The organism is Gilliamella sp. Pas-s95, assembly GCF_009795795.1.
GTDB lineage: Bacteria > Pseudomonadota > Gammaproteobacteria > Enterobacterales > Orbaceae > Gilliamella > Gilliamella bombicola.
The window spans coordinates 12001-36390 of the sequence record NZ_WTFC01000016.1 but is presented as its reverse complement, the minus strand read 5'-3'; the positions used below and the strand labels follow the sequence as shown (position 1 = coordinate 36390).

General features: G+C 37.0%; 26 protein-coding genes and 1 pseudogene. 17 read left to right on the top strand and 10 right to left on the bottom strand.

Features of this window, described 5'->3' with window-relative positions:
- Positions 1–2 precede the first annotated feature (2 nt).
- Both GQ598_RS05920 and cysZ read left to right on the top strand, forming a co-directional pair.
- Positions 3–2030 carry a tRNA(Met) cytidine acetyltransferase TmcA gene (locus GQ598_RS05920; RefSeq protein ID WP_160402877.1) on the top strand — a complete coding sequence of 676 codons (2028 nt, stop codon included), beginning with the start codon at positions 3–5 and terminating at the stop codon, positions 2028–2030.
- A gap of 87 nt (positions 2031–2117) precedes the next feature.
- On the top strand, positions 2118–2963 hold the full coding sequence (gene cysZ / locus GQ598_RS05915) for a sulfate transporter CysZ (RefSeq protein WP_237410320.1): 846 nt from the start codon (positions 2118–2120) through the stop codon (positions 2961–2963).
- Between the two features lie 8 nt (positions 2964–2971).
- Here the strand turns inward: cysZ and GQ598_RS05910 are convergent, their stop codons facing one another.
- The 3 genes from GQ598_RS05910 to GQ598_RS05900 all read right to left on the bottom strand — a co-directional run bounded on the left by GQ598_RS05910 (position 2972) and on the right by GQ598_RS05900 (position 4750).
- Entirely contained in the window at positions 2972–3163 is a 192-nt protein-coding gene (locus GQ598_RS05910) for a YpfN family protein (RefSeq protein WP_091350188.1), read from the bottom strand.
- Between the two features lie 77 nt (positions 3164–3240).
- A complete protein-coding gene (gene dapE / locus GQ598_RS05905) occupies positions 3241–4380 on the bottom strand; it encodes a succinyl-diaminopimelate desuccinylase (protein ID WP_160402875.1) in 1140 nt (379 codons plus the stop codon).
- Positions 4381–4393: 13 nt separating this feature from the next.
- The gene (locus GQ598_RS05900) at positions 4394–4750 is read right to left on the bottom strand and encodes an ArsC family reductase (RefSeq protein WP_160402873.1); all 357 of its coding nucleotides are present in this window, start codon (positions 4748–4750) and stop codon (positions 4394–4396) included.
- Positions 4751–5138: 388 nt separating this feature from the next.
- On the opposite strand from GQ598_RS05900, the gene GQ598_RS05895 reads away from it, so the two are divergent.
- From GQ598_RS05895 to GQ598_RS05885, 3 genes are read left to right on the top strand one after another with little or no spacing between them, the layout of a single operon-like run.
- Complete coding sequence (locus GQ598_RS05895) at positions 5139–5927, top strand: lysine/arginine/ornithine ABC transporter substrate-binding protein (RefSeq protein ID WP_160402871.1); 789 nt, start codon at positions 5139–5141, stop codon at positions 5925–5927.
- A gap of 3 nt (positions 5928–5930) precedes the next feature.
- Complete coding sequence (locus GQ598_RS05890) at positions 5931–6614, top strand: ABC transporter permease (RefSeq protein ID WP_091350203.1); 684 nt, start codon at positions 5931–5933, stop codon at positions 6612–6614.
- A 6-nt stretch (positions 6615–6620) separates the two neighbouring features.
- Positions 6621–7331, top strand: a complete 711-nt coding sequence (locus tag GQ598_RS05885) for an ABC transporter permease (RefSeq protein ID WP_160402869.1) — start codon at positions 6621–6623, stop codon at positions 7329–7331.
- 143 nt (positions 7332–7474) lie between these two features.
- Here the strand turns inward: GQ598_RS05885 and GQ598_RS05880 are convergent, their stop codons facing one another.
- Both GQ598_RS05880 and lexA read right to left on the bottom strand, forming a co-directional pair.
- On the bottom strand, positions 7475–7864 hold the full coding sequence (locus GQ598_RS05880; protein WP_160402867.1) for a hypothetical protein: 390 nt from the start codon (positions 7862–7864) through the stop codon (positions 7475–7477).
- Positions 7865–7926: 62 nt separating this feature from the next.
- On the bottom strand, positions 7927–8553 hold the full coding sequence (lexA, locus tag GQ598_RS05875; RefSeq protein ID WP_160402865.1) for a transcriptional repressor LexA: 627 nt from the start codon (positions 8551–8553) through the stop codon (positions 7927–7929).
- Between the two features lie 245 nt (positions 8554–8798).
- Between lexA and coaE the strand changes: the two genes are divergently transcribed.
- Genes coaE through tsaD form a run of 4 tightly spaced genes read left to right on the top strand, consistent with a single transcriptional unit; the run spans position 8799 to position 11427 of the window.
- On the top strand, positions 8799–9404 hold the full coding sequence (gene coaE, locus GQ598_RS05870) for a dephospho-CoA kinase (RefSeq protein ID WP_160402863.1): 606 nt from the start codon (positions 8799–8801) through the stop codon (positions 9402–9404).
- Between the two features lie 4 nt (positions 9405–9408).
- Positions 9409–10146 carry a cell division protein ZapD gene (zapD, locus tag GQ598_RS05865; RefSeq protein ID WP_202112694.1) on the top strand — a complete coding sequence of 246 codons (738 nt, stop codon included), beginning with the start codon at positions 9409–9411 and terminating at the stop codon, positions 10144–10146.
- 37 nt (positions 10147–10183) lie between these two features.
- Entirely contained in the window at positions 10184–10402 is a 219-nt protein-coding gene (gene yacG, locus GQ598_RS05860) for a DNA gyrase inhibitor YacG (protein WP_160402858.1), read from the top strand.
- Entirely contained in the window at positions 10402–11427 is a 1026-nt protein-coding gene (gene tsaD / locus GQ598_RS05855; protein ID WP_160402856.1) for a tRNA (adenosine(37)-N6)-threonylcarbamoyltransferase complex transferase subunit TsaD, read from the top strand. Before yacG ends, tsaD begins: the two co-directional genes overlap by 1 nt.
- 96 nt (positions 11428–11523) lie before the next feature.
- Here the strand turns inward: tsaD and GQ598_RS05850 are convergent, their stop codons facing one another.
- Positions 11524–11880, bottom strand: coding sequence for a DUF4282 domain-containing protein (locus tag GQ598_RS05850; protein ID WP_202112693.1), 357 nt, complete (start codon positions 11878–11880; stop codon positions 11524–11526).
- A 126-nt stretch (positions 11881–12006) separates the two neighbouring features.
- Between GQ598_RS05850 and ycaO the strand changes: the two genes are divergently transcribed.
- The gene (gene ycaO, locus GQ598_RS05845) at positions 12007–13770 is read left to right on the top strand and encodes a 30S ribosomal protein S12 methylthiotransferase accessory factor YcaO (RefSeq protein WP_160402854.1); all 1764 of its coding nucleotides are present in this window, start codon (positions 12007–12009) and stop codon (positions 13768–13770) included.
- A 54-nt stretch (positions 13771–13824) separates the two neighbouring features.
- Here ycaO and GQ598_RS05840 read toward each other — a convergent pair whose 3' ends face one another.
- The gene (locus tag GQ598_RS05840; RefSeq protein WP_160402852.1) at positions 13825–14655 is read right to left on the bottom strand and encodes a shikimate 5-dehydrogenase; all 831 of its coding nucleotides are present in this window, start codon (positions 14653–14655) and stop codon (positions 13825–13827) included.
- A 71-nt stretch (positions 14656–14726) separates the two neighbouring features.
- Here GQ598_RS05840 and GQ598_RS05835 point away from each other — a divergent pair, with 71 nt between their 5' ends.
- Positions 14727–15056: a nitrous oxide-stimulated promoter family protein gene (locus tag GQ598_RS05835; protein ID WP_160402850.1), complete on the top strand. Its 330-nt coding sequence runs from the start codon at positions 14727–14729 to the stop codon at positions 15054–15056.
- Between the two features lie 102 nt (positions 15057–15158).
- Here GQ598_RS05835 and GQ598_RS05830 read toward each other — a convergent pair whose 3' ends face one another.
- On the bottom strand, positions 15159–17303 hold the full coding sequence (locus GQ598_RS05830) for a TonB-dependent receptor (RefSeq protein ID WP_160402848.1): 2145 nt from the start codon (positions 17301–17303) through the stop codon (positions 15159–15161).
- Positions 17304–17506: 203 nt separating this feature from the next.
- On the opposite strand from GQ598_RS05830, the gene alr reads away from it, so the two are divergent.
- Entirely contained in the window at positions 17507–18592 is a 1086-nt protein-coding gene (gene alr / locus GQ598_RS05825) for an alanine racemase (RefSeq protein WP_160402846.1), read from the top strand.
- Positions 18593–18599: 7 nt separating this feature from the next.
- A complete protein-coding gene (gene mltG, locus GQ598_RS05820) occupies positions 18600–19622 on the top strand; it encodes an endolytic transglycosylase MltG (RefSeq protein ID WP_160402845.1) in 1023 nt (340 codons plus the stop codon).
- 123 nt (positions 19623–19745) lie between these two features.
- Here the strand turns inward: mltG and GQ598_RS11350 are convergent, their stop codons facing one another.
- Positions 19746–20069 carry a YqcC family protein gene (locus tag GQ598_RS11350; protein ID WP_370516529.1) on the bottom strand — a complete coding sequence of 108 codons (324 nt, stop codon included), beginning with the start codon at positions 20067–20069 and terminating at the stop codon, positions 19746–19748.
- Positions 20052–20597: pseudogene (ampD, locus tag GQ598_RS11345) on the bottom strand (1,6-anhydro-N-acetylmuramyl-L-alanine amidase AmpD); the annotation flags it as partial. The gene GQ598_RS11350 and the pseudogene ampD, both read right to left, overlap by 18 nt.
- Positions 20598–20798: 201 nt before the next feature.
- Between ampD and ppdD the strand changes: the two are divergent.
- The 4 genes from ppdD to GQ598_RS05795 are packed head-to-tail and all read left to right on the top strand — an operon-like array spanning position 20799 to position 24294.
- Positions 20799–21230: a prepilin peptidase-dependent pilin gene (gene ppdD, locus GQ598_RS05810; protein WP_160402841.1), complete on the top strand. Its 432-nt coding sequence runs from the start codon at positions 20799–20801 to the stop codon at positions 21228–21230.
- Positions 21231–21269: 39 nt separating this feature from the next.
- Entirely contained in the window at positions 21270–22379 is a 1110-nt protein-coding gene (locus GQ598_RS05805) for an ATPase, T2SS/T4P/T4SS family (RefSeq protein WP_160402839.1), read from the top strand.
- Positions 22376–23551 carry a protein transport protein HofC gene (gene hofC, locus GQ598_RS05800; RefSeq protein ID WP_160402837.1) on the top strand — a complete coding sequence of 392 codons (1176 nt, stop codon included), beginning with the start codon at positions 22376–22378 and terminating at the stop codon, positions 23549–23551. The genes GQ598_RS05805 and hofC overlap by 4 nt, the downstream gene beginning before the upstream one ends.
- Positions 23551–24294, top strand: a complete 744-nt coding sequence (locus GQ598_RS05795) for an A24 family peptidase (protein ID WP_160402835.1) — start codon at positions 23551–23553, stop codon at positions 24292–24294. The genes hofC and GQ598_RS05795 overlap by 1 nt, the downstream gene beginning before the upstream one ends.
- Positions 24295–24390: the final 96 nt, after the last annotated feature.

The following is a 24390-nucleotide window of genomic DNA, read 5'->3' as shown; positions in this document are numbered from 1 at the left end:
TTATGCACAATCCCAACAGCACCCGAATGCTATGGGTGTTACAAGGTGAGAGCGCACAATTATTTGAACAATTGAGCTCCATCCTTGAGCAGAACGTTGGTGATTGGGTAACTGTTACCTATCAGCCCGATTATTTGCCTAGCTTGTTAATTGCCAACGCACTCAAGCCCCATCAAACCAAACAATTATTAGGCCAGCAGTATCGACATGCTATTTTTGATGCAACGGCAGGATTTAATCTTGATGCTTTTGCCATGTTGGTTGGCACGCTGGTCAAAGGTAGTGTGTTGGTTTTTTTATTACCTAAGGAGCTGTCCACTTGGTATGATCAAGATAGCTTGCGCTGGAACGAAAGCCAAAATCCGATTACTGTGCCTAATTTTGTTGCACATTTAATACAAACTTTGGAAGAATTTGGTGTGTCAATCAATTCAACATTTTTGTCAAAGAACGCTTTATCCATCCCCCCCTCTTTGCTAATGATGACCGATGACACTCGAGACTTAGCCGAACAGCAAGCCACATTAAAACAGTTATTAAATAGCAATAAGCCCATAAATGTATTAGTTGCTAAACGCGGACGGGGTAAATCGGCACTAGCTGGGCGGTTTAGCCATTATCAACGTTGTATTGTGACCGCGCCCAATAAATCAGCATTGACGACCTTTTTTGCTTTTGCTAAGCCCGATACGCCATTTTTTGCACCTGACGAATTAATTGTGCAGTTAAAGATTGATTTTGCTGATTATCTCATTATCGACGAAGCAGCCATGATTCCGTTGCCTATGCTCGAAAAACTGCTACAACTGGCCATTACCAATAATTGTCGGATATTGTTAACCACCACCGTTGATGGATATGAAGGTACTGGACAGGGCTTTTTGTTGAAATTGCTATCAGGTAAAGCATGCCAATATTTTCATCTACACACGCCCATTCGTTGGCGGGCAGGTGATATGCTAGAGCAATTTAGCGATAAGCTATTACTTAATGGTTTATTAACGCAGGATGATAACCCTGTTACAGGCCTATCATCAACCCAATATTCAACGGTTGAACGCAATGATGTTGATTCCTTAAGGTCGATCTTTTATCTATTAAAAATGGCCCACTATCAAACCACATTAATCGATTTAAGGCGTTTGTTTGATGCGCAAAACTTGTCGGTTTGGCAGGCTACAATAGACAATAAACAAATTGCCGCGGCGCTTACCCTCACCGAGGGGAACTTGCCTGATGACCTAATAACCCAAGTATGGCAAGGAATACGTCGCCCTAAAGGCAATTTAGTGGCGCAGTCGCTTGTTGCTCATGCGGGCGAACGGTTAGCGGCTAAGTTGCATTCAGTTCGCATTAATCGCATTGCGGTTATGGAGGCTTATCGACGGCAACATATCGCAAAACAACTGGTGCAGACGATTTGTGAACATGCCAAAGTGCAAAATAAAGATTTTGTGTCGGTCAGTTTTGCTTATAGCTCGTCTAATTATCAATTTTGGACCGCTTGTGGTTTTGTCTTGGTTCATGTAAGCAGCCATAAACAGGCAAGTAGTGGCAGTTATTCGGTTATGGCGCTTAAACCAATCACCCGATCTGGAGAACTGTTAACCTATAAATTAAAACAAAAACTACAGCGTAATGCCTATTGGCTGAAGGATATCATTGATTTACCGTTTAACGATATGATTATCAGCGATGGTAGTTGGCTATTATCATCAGATTTAGACGTAAATGATTTAGATGAACTTTCTGGATTTGCTTACTTCCATCGACCATTCGAAGCCAGTTATGCCTCACTATGTCGATTAAATCAGTATATACAAATACATCAACAATCATCTCAAGCATCCTCTTTTCCTGTGTTATCAGCACTGTTAAAAAGTAAAAATAATCAAGCTTTGGTTATTAATTCATGCCAACTTGCAGGTAAACAGGCATTAATGCAAACCATTAAACATGAAGTTAAAACATGGTTAGCAAAACAGGCTTGCAATGCAATATTTTCTGAAATAGTCAGTAAAGATAACTGATCACCATTGCAGGTTATTAAGTGGTATGTTTACAATAGTCATCATGTTTTAACTCAATTCGTTTTAATTTAAAAGGAACTGAATGTGATGCACAATAAATTAGAAAATCAGATGCAACATCGCTATTCACAAAATCAAACATACAACCAGTCAAGTAGCCACAATCCAAAAAATCAACCCACAACAGGAATTGAATACTTTTTTAAAGGTTGGTCGTTGGCGTTTAGTCCGGGGATTAAGCGATTTGTGTTTTTACCGTTAATTGCCAATATTGTGGTTATGTCGGCACTATTTTATTGGTTTTTTACTGCCATTACTGGCATGGTGGATTGGGGGTTATCGTATGTGCCGGGTTGGTTACATTGGTTGGGCTATATTATAGTTTTTATTGTGATTTTAATGCTGGTGATTTTGTTTTGTTATTTTTTTAGTACGGTGACAAATATCATTGCCGCACCTTTTAATGGTTTATTGGCAGAACAAGTCGAAGCTCAGTTAACAGGGATGCCAGCAGTTGATACATCGTGGATGAGCATTATTAAAGATCTTCCGCGGGTTTTTGGTCGCGAATTTCAAAAATTGATTAATTATTTATTATGGGCCATTCCGATACTGTTGACCTATTTTATTCCTGTTATTGGGCAATCAGTAACGCCGGTGATTTGGTTTTTATTTACTGCTTGGCAAATTAATATCCAATATGCCGATTATGCTTTTGATAACCACAAAATCACTTTTCAACGTATGCGTGAGTTACTTAAACAAGATCGGGTCGATAATTTAACCTTTGGCATGTTAGTCAGCTTTTTTACCATGGTACCGGTGCTTAATTTAATTATTATGCCTATTGCGGTTTGTGGCGCAACGGCAATGTGGGTTGATCGCTACCGTCATCAAGCACTATTTGACAGCGGTAGACAAGATTTTCGTTAAGCGGAGTATTATTTTTTTTTCGTTGAATTTGTTGACGGCCAATCATCATCGTCGTCATCTTGATAAGGGATAGGTTTTATCCCTTTCTTTTTTTCAAGATACGCTTTATAACTCAATCGGTTTAGTGCTTTAATGGTATTAATAAAAATCCCAATTAAAATAACGACAATTATCCACCAATAATCTTTGAGCCACTCCATCGTGTTCTCCTTTAAGTTAAAATCGAAATCATCCAACTATAGCAATCATACATGCCAATAACACGATGCTAGCAATACTATACTAACAGCAATTTTTCTAAAATGCGGCGATAAATTGCGGTTAAGGTAATAATATCTTGGCAATTGGCATTTTCGTTCACTTTATGAATGGTTTTGTTAAGTACCCCAAGCTCAATTACTTGGCATCCCATTTTGGCAATAAAGCGTCCGTCAGATGTTCCGCCACTGGTGGATAGTGTGGTATCAATGTTGGTGAATTCCTTAATAGCACTAGCAGCCGCGTTGGTTAAATCACCTTGTGGTGTTAAAAATGGGTGGCCTGATAACCGCCAAGTTAAGGTGTAGTTTACATTATGTTTTTGTAAAATCTGTTCAACGCGTGTTTTAATGTCTGCGTCGGTTAATTCGCTACTATAACGGAAATTAAATTGTACACGAAGCTCACCCGGCACGACGTTTTCAGCTCCTGTGCCACCATTAATATTGGCTATTTGCATTGTCGTTTGTGGAAAGTATTGATTGCCTTCATCCCAAACAGTATTAACCAGTTCATTTAGTGCAGGAGCAAAACGATGCACAGGGTTATCAGCAAGATGAGGGTAAGCCACATGACCTTGAATACCATGCACAATTAAATTGGCTGTCAGTGAACCGCGGCGGCCATTTTTGATCTGATCACCTAGCACTGTATCGCTCGACGGTTCGCCGACAATACAATAATCAATGCGTTCTTGGCGTTTCATCAGTAGATCGACCACTTTAACTGTACCATCACTTGCATCAGCTTCTTCGTCTGAAGTGATTAAAAAGGCGATGCGCCCAGTGTGATTAGGATATTGTTTAACAAAATCTTCTGCTGCACAAACCATGGCAGCAACGCCACTTTTCATATCCGATGCACCACGACCATAAAGTACACCATTTTCATCAATCGTTGGTGAAAATGGCGGATAGAGCCATTTACTTTCATCACCAGCTGGCACGACATCAGTGTGGCCAGCAAACATCAACGTTTTGTCAGTAGCATCGCCATGATAGGCCCATAAGTTTTTGGTTTGTCCAATATTGACTTCTTCAATAATAAAACCGAGTGGTTTTAATCGTTCAATAATGAGTTTTTGGCAGTTTTTGTCGTCAGGGCTTATTGATTTTTCAGCAATGAGTGCTTTAGTGAGTGCAATAACGGGTTCAGTCATAATGGTCTCGATTTTATTTAGATTGCGATGTAAATTGTGAATAATGTTGATCTGAAAATCCTAATAAAGCTCGCTTTTCATCAATCAGTAAGGGACGTTTTAAAATCGATGGGTTGGCTAGCATGATCTTTTTAGCGGCTTGTTCGTTATCTATTTGTGCACGGACAGACTCATCTAGCTTGCGCCAAGTTGTACCGCGAGTATTAAGTAAACTTTGCCAGTCTACCAATTGCAAAAAACTATCTAAAAGTTCTTCTGACAGCCCATCAGTTTTATAATTATGAAATTGATAATTGATGTGATGCTCATCAAGCCAAGTAAAGGCCTTTTTCATTGTATTGCAGTTTTTAATGCCATAAATGGTGTACATAAAGGTGATCCTAATTTGAAAGATGAGAAAATTATAACAGCTATAAGCTGGGGGCAGCAAATCGAAAGGCGTGTTTTAATTTAGATTTTTTATGTGGTTGAATTATTGAGGATATGCAAAGTCGCAAAAATGACCGCATTGATAACGTTTTCAGCTATGTTTTACAAGGATAGAAATAGCACAAAAATCGGTCAGAAAAGGTATTGATTTTATTGATGTTTTTTTAGGTTAAAAAGTGGCATTTTAATTTACAAATGAAATTTTATTTTTGTGCTTACAGTTAAGTAATTTTAATTTTTCAGACAACAATAATAACTTTTTTTTATTATAAAAATACAGCATAACGCGCTATATTATACCTTTAGCTAAAAACGAAGGGAGATAAATTATGAAGAATTTATTAAAAGTATTAGCCATTTTAGGGTGCTTAAGCTTACCTATAACAAGTTATGCCACGTTGCCTGAATCGATTAAAGTTGGGTCTGATACATCTTATGCGCCTTTTGATTTTATTGATGCTAACGGTAATATTACAGGATTTAACATTGAAATTACTAAAGCTTTATGTGAAAAGGCTAATATTAAATGCACTTTCCAATCGACCGACTTTGATGCATTGATCCCTTCGTTATTATCAAGAAAGATTGATATGATTTCCTCTTCGCTGATGATGACCGAAAAGCGTAAAAAGCAGATTGCATTTTCTGACGAAATTTTTATGACTTACTCGCGTTTGATTGTTAAAGAAGGTACTAATTTAATGCCTAATGCTGAATCGTTAAAAGGTAAGCGCGTTGGGGTTGAGCAAGGTACCTCACAAGAACATTTTGCCAACGAGATGTGGCGTCCTCATGGCGTGGTGATTGTCCCTTACCAAAATCAGTTGCAAGTGTTTTCGGATTTAGTGGCAGGTCGTTTAGATGCGGCATTGCAAGACGAAGTTACTGGTAGTTATGCCTTTTTAAAACAGCCACAAGGTAAAGGTTTTGTTTTTGCTGGCGATGAATTGAAAGATGTTAACTATTTTGATGTGGGGGTGGGGCTTGGCTTTCGTAAAAATGATAATGAATTACGCGAAGCCTTTAATCAAGCGTTAAAAGCGATTCTAGCTGATGGAACTTACCAAAAAATCAATAATAAGTACTTCGATTTTAATGTGTATGGTAATAAAAAATAAACCATGCAAGGTTATATTTCGTTAATTTGCCAAGGGGCATGGCTAACCATTATTTTAGCACTAGCATCGCTACTGTTAGCTATGCTACTTGGCATTGTTTGTGCACTGGGCAAGTTGGCCGATTCTAAAGTGTGTAATGTGCTTTGTCAGGCTTATACGTCGTTAATTCGAGGCGTACCTGATTTAGTGCTAATGATGCTAATATTTTTTGGTTTGCAGTTTTTGGTTAATAATATTACCGATTATTTTAATGCCTCTTTTATTGAAGTGAATCCGTTAATGGCGGGTATTTTTACATTAGGTTTTATTTACGGTGCCTATTTTACCGAGACCTTTCGAGGGGCTTATCTTGCTGTATCTAAAAATACGTTAGCGGCGGCAACGGCACTTGGGCTTAGTAAAGTCCAAGTGTTTCGTTATGTGATGTTTCCTTTAATGATGCGGTTTGCCTTGCCGGGCATTGCAAATAATTGGTTAGTGGTGTTAAAGGCCACGGCATTGGTGTCGTTACTGGGGTTATCGGATTTAGTTAAAGCCACGAAAAATGCAGGCGAAGCTTTGTACCAACCTTTATTGTTTGCCTTAATCGCAGGGGCATTTTATCTGTTTTTTACGTCAATATCGAATATTGTGTTATGGTGGCTGGAACGGCGTTATTCCATTGGCACAATCAAAACTAAGTTATAAAAACTCATGCTAGAAATTATTCAACAATATTGGCAAGCACTATTATGGACCGATGGTTATAACATCACTGGTCTGGCGATGACGCTTTGGATTTTGATTTTATCTGTTTTAATAGGTGGTATTTTGTCGCTAGGGTTAGCAGTAGGGAGAAATTCGCAAAAGAAGCTGATTAAATTACCCATTTGGCTGTTTACTTATATTTTTCGTGGCACACCTTTATATGTACAGTTGCTGATTATTTATACTGGTATTTATACATTGAGTGTGGTTAAAAATCATGCTTGGCTGAGTGACTTTTTTCAAAGTGGTTTAAATTGCACTGTGTTAGCCTTTACTTTAAATACCTGCGCTTACACCACTGAAGTTTTTGCTGGTGCCATGCGCAATGTACCTAATGGCGAAATGCAAGCTGCAACTGCACTTGGGTTTAGCCGTTTTCAGTTATACCGTTATATTATCTTGCCAAGAGCGTTTCGTATTACCTTGCCAGCTTATAGTAACGAGGTGATTTTTATGCTGCATTCAACAGCGCTTGCCTTTACAGTCACAGTGCCAGATGTAATGAAAATTGCACGTGATATTTATGCCGAAACCTATCAACCTTTTCATGCCTTTGGTATTGCGGCGGTGATTTATCTTTGTGTTAGCTTTACGTTAATTTTTGGTTTTAAAAAGTTAGAACAACGTTGCTTGGCTTTTCAGAAAGTTAATGAGTAAAGTAATGAATAAGTTTATTGGGTTATGTGCTGGTTTATCCACTCTCAATTCATCATTTAGATTTTAATTTATCACTTAAACAAAAATCCGACAATTGTAATAACATTTGCCGGATTTTGGTTGTTTTATTTATTTTCAGTATTTTAATTTACAGGATAGAATTCACTTGTAGAGCCGGAGTCGCTGTTACCATCATCGTGATCATGGTTACTTGAACCCGGTAATGCTCTAGCTCGTTCAATAGGAACATAACTGCCACTAGGCGTTTCAACTTGGCACTCACCTAAAAAGATAGAATATTTGGTGTTTGCATGCATGCTTTCGCCTCTAAAATAGCAGTGAGCAGCGTTATATAAGTCAACTCGACAAAGAATTGCGATGGCTAACCAAACAATAAGTACAGCTAAAGAGAACCATTTTAAATATTTCCAAATGAGGGACCAAAAACCAACTCCTCTAAAACGGCAATATCCAAAAATAAGCAATATGATTGCAACAAATGCTAAACCTTCGTATAACCAAAATAGCCACATAGTAATCTCCTACTTTTTATTGTTTACTATTCTATACCATCTTTGTTTATACATCTACATTATTACATCCAAGAGCCATTACGAATAATGCCAACAGCAAGCCCTTCAATAGCAAAGTTTTGTTGTTCTAAGTCGACTTCAATGGGAGAAAACTCGCTGTTTTCTGCAAGTAGATGAATATATTTGCCTTTGCGCGATAAACGTTTAACGGTAACTTCGTCGTCAATACGGGCAACAACAACTTGACCATTTTTAACATCTTGAGTTTTATGTACGGCTAATAGATCGCCGTCTAAGATACCGATGTCTTTCATTGACATACCATGTACTCTTAGTAAAAAATCAGCATGGGGTTTGAATAGTGACGGATCAACTTGGTAATGACTTTCGATGTGTTCTTGCGCTAAGATTGGCGATCCAGCAGCTACTTGTCCAATTAGTGGTAAACCTTCAAGTTCATTTTGCTCCGCTTGGCTTTCAAGTAAAAGACGAATCCCGCGAGATGAGCCGGCGATCATTTCGATCGCGCCTTTTTTGGCAAGCGCTTTAAGGTGCTCTTCAGCCGCATTGGCAGATCGAAATCCTAACTTTTGGGCAATTTCAGCTCGTGTCGGTGGCATGCCAGTGGTTTGTATATTGTCTTTAATTAAGTCATAAATCTGCTGTTGACGTTCTGTTAACGGTTTCATTACGTTGTCCTGTTTTTATATACATATACATGTGATTATATACAGCTAATGATATAAAACAACTGTTTTATTCTATTTATTTGACAGTAGGCGATAAATTTTCCGTTGACGTGAATAAGTTTGCGAATTTACTATCGATAAATATCCCATTAATTATTAAGTTTTTGGCTGTATTTTGCGTTATATGATCAACCTACTTATATGTTATAATAATGCCCTGTTTTTGTTGAATTGGAATTTGCCTTATGCCTTATGTTGTTGCACTAAGTGGCGGTATTGCCAGTGGTAAAAGTACTATCGCCAATTTGTTTGCCAAATTGGGCGTACCTATTATTGATGCAGACATTATTGCAAGGCAAGTTGTGCAAGTCGGTAGTGATGCGTTTAACCAAATAGTTAAGCACTTTAGCCAAGAAATTTTGCTTGCTAATGGCGAACTTGATCGCAGCCAGCTACGTGAAATTATATTTAATAATGACCACGAACGACTTTGGCTTAATCATTTGTTGCATCCTATTATTCAACAAGAAACTCAAAAACAAATTGCTATGCAAAATACAATCTATGTAATTTGGGTTGTGCCGTTATTGATTGAAAACAATTTGCATACGCTGGCTGATCGTGTGCTAATCATAGATGTTCCGGAGTCGTTACAATTGGCGCGATTAGTAAAAAGAGATAATATTAGTGAGTCATTAGCAAAAAAGATGATATTGTCGCAAGTGTCTTTAAAAAAGCGCTTATCTTATGCTGATGATATTATTGTAAATGATGATAATTTAGCTAGGCTAACTGCACAAGTTAATTTATTGCATCAACAATATTTAGATAACTTTAATTGTAAGATTTAGATTGATGAATAACATTATTTTTGAACATCCATTAAATGAAAAAATGCGTACTTGGCTTCGTGTTGAATTTTTGTTAAATCAACTAAATAGGCATTGCCAGTTTGATCAAAATAATGCGTTGATTTTTTTTCACGCGCTGTCTGAGTTATTAGAAATTATTGAACGTAACGATGTAAAAGGTGATTTGATTAAAGAACTTGAATCACAAAAACAAAAGTTAATCTTGTGGCTAACTTTTGATGGTGTTGACTATGATTTACTTAACGACTTGATCCACCAATTTGATTGTTTTTTAGCTCAATTTAATCTGATAACCCGCCTGGGGCAACCATTAAAAGACGACCGTTTTATTACTGCGATTCGCCAACGTTTAACGATCCCTGGAGGCTGTTGTAGTTTTGATTTGCCTTCGTTCCATTTATGGCTGAAAATTCCACAAGAAAGGCGTAATATTCAAGTTGAAAATTGGTTACAACACTTGTCAATTCTAGATAAATCTCTAACATGCTATATGCAGTTAATTAGACAAATGGGTGAATTTAAGCCATTTATTTGTTCTAATAATTTTTTTCAAGAAACCAATGGTGATGTTAATTTAATTCGTATTCGGGTTTCGTTAGATAAAAATGTCTATCCTCAAGTGTCTGGTCATATGTCTCGCTATAGCATTCGGTTTTTACCGCTTGATACTTGTGATAACGTGAATAGCGATAGTATTGAATTTGAATTAGCTTGTTGTTAGTACTGTTAAATACTAATTATTTAAAAAAAGAGTCACAATGAATAAAGATAACACTACATATGTCAATTGCCCAACTTGCCAAAAACAAGTTGTATGGAGTAAAGATAGCCCGTACCGTCCATTTTGTAGCAAGCGTTGCCAGCTTATCGATTTAGGTGATTGGGCAACTGAGGAACATCGCATTCCCGATAAAGACATCACCGAACAAGATCTTTGGAGCGAAGAAGATCTGACCGATTTTGCAGGTAAACATTAATGAAGATTTTAGGTATTGAAACTTCGTGCGACGAAACAGGTATTGCTATTTATGATGATGCCAATGGTTTGCTTGCCAATCAACTTTATTCGCAAATTAAATTGCATGCTGATTATGGTGGTGTGGTGCCTGAATTAGCATCGCGCGATCATATTCGTAAAACCGTACCCTTAATTCAAGCAGCATTAAAAGAAGCAAATGTGGTGCCAGCAGATATTGATGGTGTGGCTTATACTGCAGGTCCAGGCTTAATTGGTGCTTTGATGGTTGGAGCATCAATTGGTCGTTCGCTGGCTTATGCGTGGAATGTACCTGCTATTGCCGTGCATCATATGGAAGGGCACTTATTGGCGCCAATGTTAGAATCTAATCCACCTGAATTTCCTTTTGTTGCATTATTAGTTTCGGGGGGACATACACAGCTTATTAGCGTAACAGGTATTGGTCAATATGAACTTATTGGCGAATCCATCGATGATGCAGCAGGTGAAGCTTTTGACAAAACTGCTAAATTACTTGGTTTAGATTATCCCGGCGGGGCAAAATTGTCCAAATTAGCTGAGCAGGGCAATGGAGCTCGATTCCATTTTCCTCGACCGATGACCGATCGTCCTGGGCTGGATTTTAGTTTTTCAGGTCTTAAAACAGCCGCTGCCAATATCATTCATCAACATAGTGATAATCATATTATTGATGCGCAAACTAAAGCTGATATTGCTAGAGCCTTTGAAGATGCCTTGGTTGATACATTAGTAATTAAATCGCGGCGAGCACTTGATCAAACTGGATTTAAAAATTTAGTGATAGCCGGCGGAGTAAGCGCTAATCAAACACTGCGTAATAGGTTAACTGAGTTGATGCATCAACGTAAAGGACAGGTTTATTATCCACGACTCGAATTTTGTACCGATAATGGTGCCATGATTGCTTACGCGGGGATGATTCATTTACAAGCAAGGCAGTATTCAGATTTAGCAATCAATGTTAGACCAAGATGGCCTCTTAGCGAGCTTAATGCTAGTTAACCGATTATTTTGATTTAAAAATATAGATTACAACAAAAGCAAAAAAATGCGGGAATTAGTTCCCGCTTTTTTGACTATATAGTTGAATCAATACTATTAATTAATAGTATCGGTGTTAGACAATTCTTCCGTTTTTTCTGAATCTGTTTTTTCGTTAGCTAATTTTTGAATATTGTGATTAATATTAAATAGCACACAAATCAATTCAAAACCAATACGAGTTGAAACAAATCCTACAACAAAGGTAATAATACCACTAAAAAAGGTAAATAAACCTGCAGTAAAACTATAAGCAAATAAAGCAAAACTACCTAGTATCATAGTCAATGCACTAAAGCCAATAAGAACTAATGTGATCCAATATACGATAGTAATAAATGAAGGTGTTAACATTTTATTAAAGAAGAAAAAATCTTTAATGGTAAGATCTTTAAAATCAAATTTTTTGTTCATTTTATTTCCTTATTTAGGTAGGTTAATTTTATTACTTCTATTTTTTTATATTTGCGTATAAAGTGATAAATTCTTAAAAGCGATAAGAATTGAAAATTATAACATAAAATTATTTTGAGATTAACTATGAAAACTTATATTCCAGGCAAAGATGCTGCCCTTGAAGATTCCATTAACTATTTTCAGCAACAATTAACAAAATATGATTTAGAAGTAAAAGAGGCTTCTTGGCTTAACCCTGTACCTAATGTGTGGTCAGTGCATATTCAAAATACAAAGTGCCCACTGTGTTTTGCTAATGGTAAAGGTGCAAGCAAAAAAGCGGCGTTGGCATCAGCATTAGGAGAGTATTTTGAACGATTATCAACCAATTACTTTTTTTCCGATTTTTATTTAGGCAAAAAAGCTGCAAATGCTGATTTTGTGCATTATCCGACCGAAAAATGGTTCTCTATTCCTGAAGATAATTCCCTCCCTAAAGGGTTATTATCTCAAAAACTACTTAAATTTTATGATCCCGATCATGAGTTAAGTGCAACTGATTTAATTGATTTACAATCAAGTAATGGCGAGCGAGGTATTTGCGCATTACCATTTGAGCAGCAGTCTGATAAGCAAACGGTCTATGTGCCCGTTAATTTAATTGCTAATTTATATGCATCTAATGGTATGTCAGCAGGAAATACTCGTAATGAAGCGCGAGTGCAAGGGTTATCGGAAATTTTTGAACGTTATACGAAAAACAAAATTATTGCCGAGGCCATTAGCTTACCGATTATTCCAACCGAAGTTATTAATCGCTATCCCGCTGTTTTAGCTGCCATTGAGGCGCTTGAAAGCGAGGGATTTCCACTTTATTGTTTTGATGCTTCATTAGGCGGTGAGTTTCCGGTTATTTGTGTGGTGTTATTTAATCCGCAAAATGGAACATGTTATGCATCGTTTGGTGCACATCCAAATTTTGGCGTTGCACTTGAACGCACTGTGACTGAACTATTACAAGGGCGTAGTTTAAAAGATCTTGATGTATTTTCACCACCAAGTTTTGATAATGATGATATTGCTGATCTTAGCAATTTAGAAACGCATTTTATTGATTCAAGCGGTTTGATTTCATGGGATCTATTCAATGAGCAAGCTGATTATGAATTTGTCGATTGGGACTTTTCAGGCACGACCGAGCAAGAATTTGCTAATTTAATGGCTATTTTTACCCGTCATAACACCGAAGTGTTAATTATGGACTATGAGCATCTTGGCGTTTATGCTTGTCGAATTTTAGCCGTTGGTATGTCGGAAATCTATCCCCCTGAAGATCTTTTAATTGCTAATAGCAATATGGCAATTGGTCTGCGTGAGCTTATTTTATCGTTACCTTATCAAAAACGCACTGCCAAACAGTACCTAGCCATTATTGAACAGCTTGATGACGAAGGTCTTGATGATTATGCACGTGTTCGCGAACTACTTGGCATTGCAAGCGGTAACGATAATGCTTGGTTTACACTGCGCGTTGGTGAGTTAAAAGCAATGTTGGCATTGGCAGGTAAAGACCTAGTGCAAGCACAACAATGGATTGATTGGACAGTTGAAATGAATGAGTCTATATTTACTCCAGAGCGCAATCATGCTTATCGTTGCTTGCAAACGCTGGTTAACTTTATTTTGCAACGTGACAAAAAACAGTTTAACAACTATCAAACTGCATTTAATAAAATGTATGGCAAAGCTTGTGTTGACGATATGTGGCAATACGCTAATGGCGAAAAAACATTTTTTGGCTTGGCTGATCCTACTACAGCCGATAAAGCGAATAATGATAATTTAGCGCAATTTGCTATGCATCAAAAATTATTAGCTGTATATAACAAATTACATCAGGTGATGTGATAACCTATTTGTTATTCATTCCACCGATATACTTGGTGGAATGAATAACACTATTTAGCCTTGCCTTGCAAACTCACCTGCTTGTTTCACCAACTCTTCGCTGGGTGTTACGCCCGTATATAACACAAATTGTTCAAGAGCTTGAATCACCGCGACATCGGCACCTGAAATAATGGTTTTGTTTAGCTTTTGGGCATATTTTATCATCGGTGTTTCAATGGGTAATGCAACCACATCAAACACAATATCGGCATTTTCTATCATGACAGAGGGGAATGCGAGCTCTTCAGATTCAACACCTCCAAGCATACCAATTGGGGTCACATTAATAATCAGTTTGGCTTGTTTTGGCAATATGTCTTGTTCATTTTTGACCCATTTATAGCCGTAGCGTTTGGCTAACGCTTCGCCTTTTGCTTGGTTACGCGCTGCAATAATGCCATTTTTAAATCCTGCATCATAAAAAGCACCAATCACCGCATTAGCCATACCGCCGCTGCCTTTTAACACAAATGGTGTAGTATTATCGATTTTATTTTCGGTAATGAGCTTGGCAACTGCAATATAATCGGTGTTATAAGCTTTTAAATGATGATTTGTGTTAACAATCGTATTGACCGATTGAATAGATTTTACCGAGTCATCTAATTCATCAATAAATTCTATGCAAGCTTCTTTATAAGGCATTGAAATGGCGCAACCTCGAATTGTTAAGGCTTTAATGCCATAAATTGCATCTTTTAGATTATTGGTGGTAAAGGCTTTATATAAGTAATTAAGATCGAGTTTTTCATACAAATAATTATGAAAGCGAGTACCGAAATTGCTTGGTCTGGCTGAAAGGGACATGCAAACAGTCGTGTCTTTATTGATAATTCTTGTCATAACAACAAATCCTTGTGGTATAGTAGAATATATTTTATTTTACCACTTTCTTTATTAACTTGTATGTGATTATGGTTGCAAACAATACTGGTCCTAAAATACAGCAAGAAAAAGCAACAGTGAGTGCAATGATCTATTTATACTGCAACCAAAATCATCACACCTCACGCCACCAGTTATGTAATGAATGCAATGATCTATTGCAATATGCTATGCAACGTTTAACAATGTGTCGTTTTGGTGAAGCCAAAACAACGTGTGAGCGTTGTCCAAAACATTGTTATCGTAAGGATTATAAACAAAAAATAAAACAAGTTATGCGCTATGCCGGTCCAAGGATGATCATCTATCACCCAGTAATGGCTTTTAGGCATCTATATAAAAATTTGTTGAGTAAATAGTAAGCTACTGATTTTCGGCGATACTACCCGTTAACTACAAAAAAGTAACGGGTAATTGATGATATAGATTTAATTGTTATCTTAAATTATATCTTTGAGGTGTTAAAATTTCATACTTGCGCTAAGTAGTGCATGGAATTTTGCTGCAGGTATGGTTTCGTAAGCGGTTGTATAGTTTTTATTTAATATATTATTTATATCTAAACCAATTCGGTATTGGCGATTGGCGCCAAATGAAGTGGTGGTTGATAAATTTAGGGTTGACCAACCACTATAATGGTAAACCGATGAATCACTGCGGCGAGTTGCTTTTGTTGAAAATCGCATAAATAGATCAGAATCAATATCAAACCAATCTAAATAAGCTGTATGTTTGATACCTGCATTCCCCATAAAACGCGGATTGCCAGAATCATAAGTGGTGTACCGTTCAGTTTTTATCTGACGTCGCAAATAATTGCCTTTAACATAAGGGATAAAAGCTAAATCAAGATATTCTATGCTAAATTCTAAGCCATGAGTGTTGGCTTTGTTGGCATTATTATAATAATTAAAATTAGCCCCTGATGCACCATCACAAATAGCCGAACCATTACAACTCATTTCAGTAATATAATTTTTAGCGGCAGAATAATAAATGGCGCTATCAACTAACCAAGTATTGTTATTGTAGCGCAAGCCTATTTCATAGTTGTTTGATTTTTCAGGTTTTAAATTTGAATTACCATAAAGTGTTTGGGTTGATGCCGAGGTAACTGCATAAAGATGTGAAAGTGTTGGGTAAACATAGCCCTGTGCAAACGAGGCTCTTAATTGTGTATTTTCAATGCCAGAATAGGTTAATCCAGACGACACAACAAAATTGTTATCGCGATCTTTCTTTTTTCCATCAATAGTATAAGTTACAGATGGGCGACCTATAACTGGTATTTTATTTAGGGACGTTGATCCATCTTTGAGTTTTGATTCGACCCAATATTGACGAGCGCCTATGTTCCAAGATATATCATCAGTTATTGCCCAATCATTCTGTCCAAATAAAGAAATACTAGTTTGTTGCCATTTATTAGCTAAATATTTATGCTGAGTATAGCTTGCTCTTGGTGATGGCATTTTGGATACCAACGAGTTATGTGAATTTTGATCAACATTATCTTGTTGATATTGTGCTCCGGTAATTAGTTGCATGTTTTTATGTGGTATAAAATCGGATTGAAATGTCATGCCATAAGTTTTTTGTTCATCGTTTGTGGCTGTATTGGTGTTAACCTTGATCATAGGTCTTGGTGACACAACAACATGATTTCTAAATTCACGATTCATTTTTTGTGCATAGGCATCATAATGTAGCTTTTTAAGGATATTACTATCAATATTATAGTCATAAAATAGACCAATTTTTTCACGTTGCAATTTGGGTAATTTGACCCAAAATTCTTTAATTGAAGGAGCGTTATTATCCTTATCAAAATAAGTTTTAGTATCAAGTCTATAACGATCAAGTGCAAGTCCAAATTTATGATTATCTAAATTAATTCCAAACCATGAACTTAAACTATCGTTACCAAAATCAGTATTGTGAAGTTTGCCTTGATAAGCTTTACGATCGTTATTTTGGGCATGAGTGCCACTGATTCGATAATCAAAAATCTGATCCATTGTGCCGTTAACCGTGCCCATTTCGGTAAAGCCATTAGTTGATTGGTTATAAACAACTTTAACATCGCCATTAAGGAGGGCTCCGTTTTTGCTACCTTTTCGGGTAATAAAATTAACCACACCACCGATGGCTTGTGAACCATAAAGGACAGAATGAGGACCTTTAATGACTTCTATCCGCTCAACTGATTCCATATCAATTAATACACCTGCTCCAGAACCATGTCCTGAGCGGTGATAGGTCACCTCTTGCCCATCAATTAACATTAAAATGCGCGATGGTGCTTCGCCACGAATCATAATTTGCTTACGACCCGCTAGCGAATTGTCGGTAATTTCAACGCCGGGGATATCGCGTAATGCCTCGGCAACAGAATCACCACTTTGCTTTTCAATATCATCACGATTAATCGCGTTAACCGATACTGCGCTGTCCCATATGCTTTTTTCATTACGATCAGCTGTCACGATAATGGTGTCATGAGAAGTTGTTCGGTTTTCTTCGGCAAAAGTATCAGTACTAAAACAAAGGGTTAACATTGCAATATATGATATCGGTTTATAAAGCTTGATTATGTTTAATTTCATTGTTTATCATTTCCTATATCAGTAAAAATTTGATATTTTTAGTTATAATGCAAATGATAATCATTATCATTAACAATGTAAATAAAAAGCTACCCCATTTGCAAATCATGTTAAGTCACTAATAGATATATATAAAAATAAAAATTTGTTATTATTAGAAACAAAATTTAAAATAATCACTTAATCAAAATCTAGGTAATAAGATGTCTATCGCCGTTATTGAAGTCAGTCGTCAATCCGTTATTCATAATGTTGAATATCTAAAAAAAACAGCGCCCAATAGTCAGCTAGTTGCGGTTATTAAAGCTAATGCTTATTCCCATGGTATTGAGGAAATTGCGCAGCTATTAGCCGATAAGGTAGATTATTTTGGCGTTTCGCGGCTTGCCGAGGCAATACAATTGCGAAACACAGGTATTAATACGCCTATTGTGGCTTTGGAAGGATTCTTTCCGCATGATGATATGTGGGATTTGATTAATTTTAATGTTCAACCAGCTATTCATAGCAAATGGCAAATCGATGTGTTGCAATCATCACCGCTTGAAAAGCAAATTATTACATGGTTTAAAATCGATACTGGTATGCATAGGTTAGGTTTTTGTCTTGATGAAGCTAAAGAAGAGTTTTATCGTTTAGCTAACTGTTCTGTCGTTTGTAAACCGATTAATATTATGAGTCATTTTAGTTCGGCTGACGATCTCACTTCAAAGCAAACATTAAAGCAAATTGAATGCTTTGATCAGTTTATTGCTTCAATTGACGATAAATCACTAATAGGTAAATGTTCAATTGCTGCATCGGGTGGCACTTTGGCTTGGCCAGTGGCTCAGCGTGATGTGGTGCGTCCAGGCATTGCTTTGTATGGTGTTTCGCCTTTTGATGCACCAATTGCCGATTTAAAACCGGCTATGACATTTAAATCAGAATTAATCGCAGTACGAAAGCACAAACAAGGCGAATCGGTTGGCTATGGTCAGACTTGGTGTTGTGAACAAGATACTCAACTCGGCGTAGTTGCGATGGGCTATGGTGATGGCTACCCACGTAGTATTCCACAAAATACCCCTGTTTTGATTAATGGTCGTAAAGTGCCCATCGTTGGTCGAGTTTCAATGGATATGATTGTGGTTGATTTGGGCATCGATAGCCTTGAAAAACCCGGTGATGAAGTCATATTTTGGGGACCAGATCTCCCCGTTGAAGAAATCGCTAAGCACACTGGTATTAGTGCTTACGAATTAATAACGCGCTTAACTTCACGCGCAAAAATTCATTATATTAGATAAATAAATTATGATTAAAAAGATATTTTTATACACTCTATTCACCCTGATCTTAATTGTGGGTGGTTCAATTAGCATTGGTTATTATTTTTTACAGCAGTTTTCTACAAAGCAAATGCAAGTCACTGCCGAAAATCAAATGTTTGTTTTGAAAAAAGGCACATCTATGCATCAGTTAGTTGAGCAAGTTAAAGAAAGCAAATTACTCGAAAGCGCATATTTGTTACCTTACCTGTGCAAACTAAACCCATCGTTAAGCTCCATTAAAGCTGGAACTTATCAATTGCATCCACATATGACAGTTGAAGAATTTTTGCAATTGTTGGTATCAGGCAAAGAGAGCAATTTTTCGATCCAATTTGTGGAAGGTAAACGCGCTAAAGATTGGTTAAATGTTATTCAGACTACCCCGTATATTCAACAAACCTTAGCTGGCAAAACAGAGGACGAAATTGCTAAATTATTAGGCATTGAAGGATCGATTGAAGGCTGGTTATCACCGGACACTTACCTTTATACTGCAGACACTTTAGATATTAATATCTTAAAACGTGCGCATATGACCATGAAAAGTAACTTGCAAAAAATCTGGGATAACCGCGATAGCAATCTTCCTTACCAATCGCCTTATGAGCTACTTATTATTGCATCGATCATTGAAAAAGAAACCGGTATCAGTTCTGAACGGGCAAATGTGGCTTCGGTATTTGTTAATCGCCTAAAAAGTAAAATGAAGTTACAAACTGACCCAACCATTATTTATGGCTTAGGTGATAACTATAGAGGTACCATTAGGCGGGTTGATTTAACCGATACCCAAAATCCTTATAATACCTATGTCATTGAGGGGCTACCGCCAACACCCATTGCAATGCCAAGCCTTGCTTCATTAGAAGCAGCCGCGCACCCAGCTAAAACCAATTATCTGTTTTTTGTTGCGAATGGAACAGGTGGGCATACCTTTTCAACCACTTATAGCAACCATCAGCAAGCGGTGAATGTATATCGACAGTTATCGAATAGTGGAAATTAGATTTAAAAAACTTAAATAAAATCAATATCTTTTCTGACCGATTTTTATTCGATTTTTTGGATTTTAACCATTATTACACACTAATGTACCGTATATTAATGCGGTACATTTTATCTTGTTAATTTATGATAATTCATCAAGCTGTTTTATAAGATTGAGCAGGCGATTAACATCTTGTTCTTGCTCTTTTAACGCTTCTTCAAAATATGGGTGCAAAGCGAATTTTGGCAAGTTTACTTTAGAGTCAATCATGGCTTGTATTCGTGGAATAAAAATCCATTGTAACCATTCGTGTGCTTGCATGGTGTCAAGCGCAAAGGGCTCTTGGCTTAAAAATGCATCAGGTTTTGGTGGTGTGATTTGCCATAAATCGATTTTTTGTAACTCTGCAATAATTTGCTCGATTTGATTGAGTAGCTTTTGTTCTTGTGATTTTTGCGCTAACAAACTTCGATAGTAGTGCCAATCAAAACAGGGGCCAGGATCTGTTTTACGATCTGGGGCTATATCGCTGTGGCCAGCTATGTTTTCGATCCCATAAGTTTGTTGTAATAATAGCGTCACGTTCGCCAATTGTTGATATTGTTGTTCGGTAAAACTGTCGTTATCGCATCCTTCCATTTCAATACCAATTGAAAAATCGTTACAATTCTCTTGTCCTGCAAATACGGATTTCCCTGCATGCCAAGCGCGTTTATCAAATGGCACAAATTGAATGATTTCGCCATCTCGCCTAATAAATAGATGGCTTGAGACTTCAAGTTGATAAATTGATGCAAAGTAGGGATGCTTGTTAGGATCGAGCTGACTTGTAAATAATTGTTCAACATAAGGCCCCCCATATTGATTGGGCGGTAGGCTGATATTATGGATAACAAGTAATGATATCGGTTTATTGGCTGGTCGTTCATTATAAAAAGGTGAAACGACGTGTTTTATACCTTGTAACCAACCGTTAACAATTTTTAGGGACATATTGACTCCAACTTATCTAATAAACCGATGTATGGATTTGTTTGTTTTGCGATCTGCTTCGCGAAAATTGAGCATACAACGTAATAAAGAATTGCGTAATGGACTTTTCTTTCCAAACTTACTACTTCGCTATTATTCCATTTTTTTGTTTTGCTATAAAGGCTCTTCTATTAAATCATTGACTGAAAAATCGAGGTATTTATGTCTAATCAATCGGGATTTACGTTGTTTGAACTTATGATAGCCATTATTGTCATTGCCATCTTAACGGCTATTGGTGTGCCTGCATATCAAGGATATGTAAAAAAAGCGGCGTTGACTGATATGCTGCAAACCATGACATCTTATAAAACGGCTGTCGAAATTTGTGCTGTAGAGCAAGGCAGTTTAACCAATTGTAGTAATGGTAATAATGGCGTACCAGCAAGCCGAACGTCTAACTATGTAACTTCAATCACGGTCAATAATGGCGTTATTACCTTGGTTGGAACTAGTGCCTTAGCGGGGTTAACTACCACACTGACACCAACAATCAATGCCACTCACGGTAATTTAGATTGGAATCGCGTTTGCACCACATCGCCAGTCGATGCAAGTTTAACCAGCGCTTGTGAAGATATCTTTAAATTTTAATGTTCGTATTTGACGATTAATAAATAAGGAAGTGCCTTTATGCAAGAAGAACAGCTAATTGAAAGTATCGACAAATTGTTGCTTGAAGCATTAGAAAAGCGCGCTTCGGATATTCATTTTGAACCTTACCAACATAGCTATCGTATTCGCATGCGCATTGATGGGGTTTTACATGATATGTTATCACCACAGCTTGCGTTGGCTAAACAGATAACGGCAAGGCTAAAAATCATGTCTAAGTTAAATATCGCTGAGCATCGATTGCCCCAAGATGGTCAACTTGTGATTGACCGTTACACAATGCGTATAGCCTCTTTACCGGTTATGCATGGTGAAAAGATTGTCTTAAGAGTAATGGATAATCATGAATCTGAATTAACAATCAATGACTTGGGGTTAACTGATACTGATCTATTAACGTTCAAACAAATTCTAGATTATCCCCAAGGATTGATTTTAGTTACTGGACCAACTGGTAGTGGTAAAACAGTCACATTATATAGTGGATTAAAATGGTTAAATAAAACCGAACGTAATATTTGCAGTGTTGAAGACCCTATTGAAATTCCTCTTGAGGGCATTAACCAAACTGCTATTAATCTTAAAGCTGGGTTAACCTTTGCTATGGTCTTACGTGCCTTACTACGGCAAGATCCTGATGTAATGATGATTGGTGAAATTCGCGATCGTGAAACTGCCGAAATTGCTATTCAAGCTGCGCAAACAGGGCATTTAGTTCTCTCAACCTTGCATACTAATTCAAGTGTCGAGGCAATAACCCGCTTAAAACAGATGGGCATTGAAAATTATTTGCTGGCATCAAGTCTACAATTAGTTGTTGCCCAACGGCTAGTAAGGAAACTGTGTCCACATTGCAAAGTGGTGGCAAGTGATTTGGTTAGGTTGGGAAATGAACTCGAGCCACATTATTTGGCCACAGGTTGTCCTAATTGTATTGGTGGTTATAAAGGACGAATTGGACTATACGAATTTTTAGTCATCACCCCCAATATTCAACAGCAAATATTAGCGAATCAAACTATTTTTCCTTCAAATATGACTTCGCTAAAAATGGCTGGGCAAACATTAGTTAAACAGGGCATTACAACACTAGCTGAATTAAATCGCGTATTGGGTGATATGGTATGAAACGGCTCTATTATTGGTATGATATAGATTTTAATCAACACAAAATCATCGCTAAATCACAAGAAGCCGTTAAACGTCAGTTATTGTTACAAGGTAAAATCGCCATTAAGATCAAAGCAGGTAATATTATTACCGCACGTAGTTTTAATCGTGCTGACCTGCTGATCATTACTAAACAATTAGCGACCATGTTAAAGGCGGGATTATCCATCATTGATACATTACAGTTGCTCGCCCAAGAACAAACCAAGCCACACTGGCAATATCTGCTCCTTGATATTCAGCAACAAGTAGCCAAAGGCGAATTTTTATCGCAAGTATTACAGCAACATCACGCGGTGTTTTCTGCACTGTATTGCGAAATTATTGCAACCGGTGAGCTCACAGGGCAGCTTGACGAAAGCTTTGAGCAGTTAGCATTATTACTTGAAAAATCAATAAAATTGCAAAAAAAACTAAAAAAGGCAATGCGTTATCCACTATTTTTATTATTAGTTGCGGTAATTGTAAGTTTAGTGATGTTGTTATTTGTTTTACCAAAATTTTCGGATATTTATCAAGATTTCGATGCCGAGTTGCCAGCTTTTACACAAGCGATTATCGATTTTTCCAACTATTTACAACAAAGTTGGTTAATTTGGTGCGTAGTCTTTTTCATCAGTTATTTATGTTATCAACGCTATTTAAAAGTGCGTTATCGCCATAAAATAGAGACGATGGTAATTAAATTTCCCTTTATCGGTCAGGTGATTAAAACCAGTTGCTTAGCCCAAATTTTTCAAACCATTGCTATCACCCAAAAAGCAGGCATACCATTATTAGCCGGTTTAGCTGCAGCGGCTAATACCAGTTATTATGGTCTTTATCGTGATAGTCTTTCTCAAATCATTACAGGCATTGAACAAGGGTATTCATTTAGCCATGTATTGCATCGGCAAATACACTTCCCCCACTTATGCGCTCAACTCATTTTTGTGGGAGAAGAGTCAGGTACGTTAGATTTAATGCTTGATAAGCTAGCGTTCTATTATCAAGAACAAAATCAGACTTTAACTGATAATCTATCACAAGCGTTTGAGCCATTATTAATGCTTGTATTAGCCTTGATTATTGGTAGTTTAATTGTGGCGATGTATTTACCTATTTTTCAAATGGGCGAGGTGATTCACTAATGCTAATGTTTATTATCATCTGTTTGGGGCTTTGCATGGGTAGCTTTGTGCATGTCGCCTATTGTCGCTATTTGCCAACACTGACGCCTTGCCAATATTTATACCACATTAGTGTGTACCGATCTGCTTGCCCACATTGTCATCATCGACTCAATGCTTGGCAATTGGTGCCAGTTGTTGCTTGGCTAATACTAAAAGGGCGCTGTCATTATTGCAAAGCCAAGATTTCATGTCGTTATCTTATTGTTGAATTATTTGTCGCAGCATTATTTGCGATTATCTATTTTGATAAAGGTATTAATTTTCAAAGTTGTATTTTAATGCTTCTTGGTTGCTATTTTTTGCTGTTGGCGTTCATTGATTTTAAATACTATTTATTACCTGATCTGTTTACGCAACCGTTGATGTGGTTTGGTTTAATACTTGCTTATTTTAACATGGCTAACATCACCTTAGCCGATGCGTTATTAGGTATTTTTTTTGGCTATCTATTATTAAAGGTGCCAGCTACTTTCTTTTATTTAATGTCTAAAAAACAGGGCTTAGGTGGGGGAGACATTAAATTACTGGCGGCATTAGGCTGTTGGATACCTTATACTAGGCTGCCAATGTTATTGTTTTTTTCTTCATTACTGGGGATAGTGTATTATCTTTTTTTGCGCTATATCCTTAATAAACATACCTTAAAAGGTATTGCATTCGGTCCTTTTTTATTAATTTCTGATTATGTACTCTATTATTAAAAACTTTCAGGACACCTTAAATTTTAATCAATAATGTGTTAAAAGTGTATAAATCAATCGTCTTGTTCAATATATACAATATATAACCAAAATTGC

What these genes read in the sequence shown, in the direction of transcription:
- ppdD (WP_160402841.1), top strand. Translation starts at nt 20,799, where the DNA reads ATGTCTAATCAATCGGGATTTACGTTGTTTGAACTTATGATAGCCATT.
- GQ598_RS05835 (WP_160402850.1), top strand. Translation starts at nt 14,727, where the DNA reads ATGGTTGCAAACAATACTGGTCCTAAAATACAGCAAGAAAAAGCAACA.
- GQ598_RS05885 (WP_160402869.1), top strand. Translation starts at nt 6,621, where the DNA reads ATGCTAGAAATTATTCAACAATATTGGCAAGCACTATTATGGACCGAT.
- GQ598_RS05920 (WP_160402877.1), top strand. Translation starts at nt 3, where the DNA reads ATGCACAATCCCAACAGCACCCGAATGCTATGGGTGTTACAAGGTGAG.
- GQ598_RS05880 (WP_160402867.1), bottom strand. Translation starts at nt 7,864, where the DNA reads ATGTGGCTATTTTGGTTATACGAAGGTTTAGCATTTGTTGCAATCATA.
- tsaD (WP_160402856.1), top strand. Translation starts at nt 10,402, where the DNA reads ATGAAGATTTTAGGTATTGAAACTTCGTGCGACGAAACAGGTATTGCT.
- GQ598_RS05910 (WP_091350188.1), bottom strand. Translation starts at nt 3,163, where the DNA reads ATGGAGTGGCTCAAAGATTATTGGTGGATAATTGTCGTTATTTTAATT.
- GQ598_RS05850 (WP_202112693.1), bottom strand. Translation starts at nt 11,880, where the DNA reads ATGAACAAAAAATTTGATTTTAAAGATCTTACCATTAAAGATTTTTTC.
- coaE (WP_160402863.1), top strand. Translation starts at nt 8,799, where the DNA reads ATGCCTTATGTTGTTGCACTAAGTGGCGGTATTGCCAGTGGTAAAAGT.
- cysZ (WP_237410320.1), top strand. Translation starts at nt 2,118, where the DNA reads ATGCACAATAAATTAGAAAATCAGATGCAACATCGCTATTCACAAAAT.
- GQ598_RS05895 (WP_160402871.1), top strand. Translation starts at nt 5,139, where the DNA reads ATGAAGAATTTATTAAAAGTATTAGCCATTTTAGGGTGCTTAAGCTTA.
- GQ598_RS05900 (WP_160402873.1), bottom strand. Translation starts at nt 4,750, where the DNA reads ATGTACACCATTTATGGCATTAAAAACTGCAATACAATGAAAAAGGCC.
- yacG (WP_160402858.1), top strand. Translation starts at nt 10,184, where the DNA reads ATGAATAAAGATAACACTACATATGTCAATTGCCCAACTTGCCAAAAA.
- GQ598_RS05830 (WP_160402848.1), bottom strand. Translation starts at nt 17,303, where the DNA reads ATGAAATTAAACATAATCAAGCTTTATAAACCGATATCATATATTGCA.
- mltG (WP_160402845.1), top strand. Translation starts at nt 18,600, where the DNA reads ATGATTAAAAAGATATTTTTATACACTCTATTCACCCTGATCTTAATT.
- GQ598_RS05795 (WP_160402835.1), top strand. Translation starts at nt 23,551, where the DNA reads ATGCTAATGTTTATTATCATCTGTTTGGGGCTTTGCATGGGTAGCTTT.
- GQ598_RS05890 (WP_091350203.1), top strand. Translation starts at nt 5,931, where the DNA reads ATGCAAGGTTATATTTCGTTAATTTGCCAAGGGGCATGGCTAACCATT.
- lexA (WP_160402865.1), bottom strand. Translation starts at nt 8,553, where the DNA reads ATGAAACCGTTAACAGAACGTCAACAGCAGATTTATGACTTAATTAAA.
- alr (WP_160402846.1), top strand. Translation starts at nt 17,507, where the DNA reads ATGTCTATCGCCGTTATTGAAGTCAGTCGTCAATCCGTTATTCATAAT.
- hofC (WP_160402837.1), top strand. Translation starts at nt 22,376, where the DNA reads ATGAAACGGCTCTATTATTGGTATGATATAGATTTTAATCAACACAAA.
- zapD (WP_202112694.1), top strand. Translation starts at nt 9,409, where the DNA reads ATGAATAACATTATTTTTGAACATCCATTAAATGAAAAAATGCGTACT.
- GQ598_RS05840 (WP_160402852.1), bottom strand. Translation starts at nt 14,655, where the DNA reads ATGACAAGAATTATCAATAAAGACACGACTGTTTGCATGTCCCTTTCA.
- dapE (WP_160402875.1), bottom strand. Translation starts at nt 4,380, where the DNA reads ATGACTGAACCCGTTATTGCACTCACTAAAGCACTCATTGCTGAAAAA.
- GQ598_RS05805 (WP_160402839.1), top strand. Translation starts at nt 21,270, where the DNA reads ATGCAAGAAGAACAGCTAATTGAAAGTATCGACAAATTGTTGCTTGAA.
- ycaO (WP_160402854.1), top strand. Translation starts at nt 12,007, where the DNA reads ATGAAAACTTATATTCCAGGCAAAGATGCTGCCCTTGAAGATTCCATT.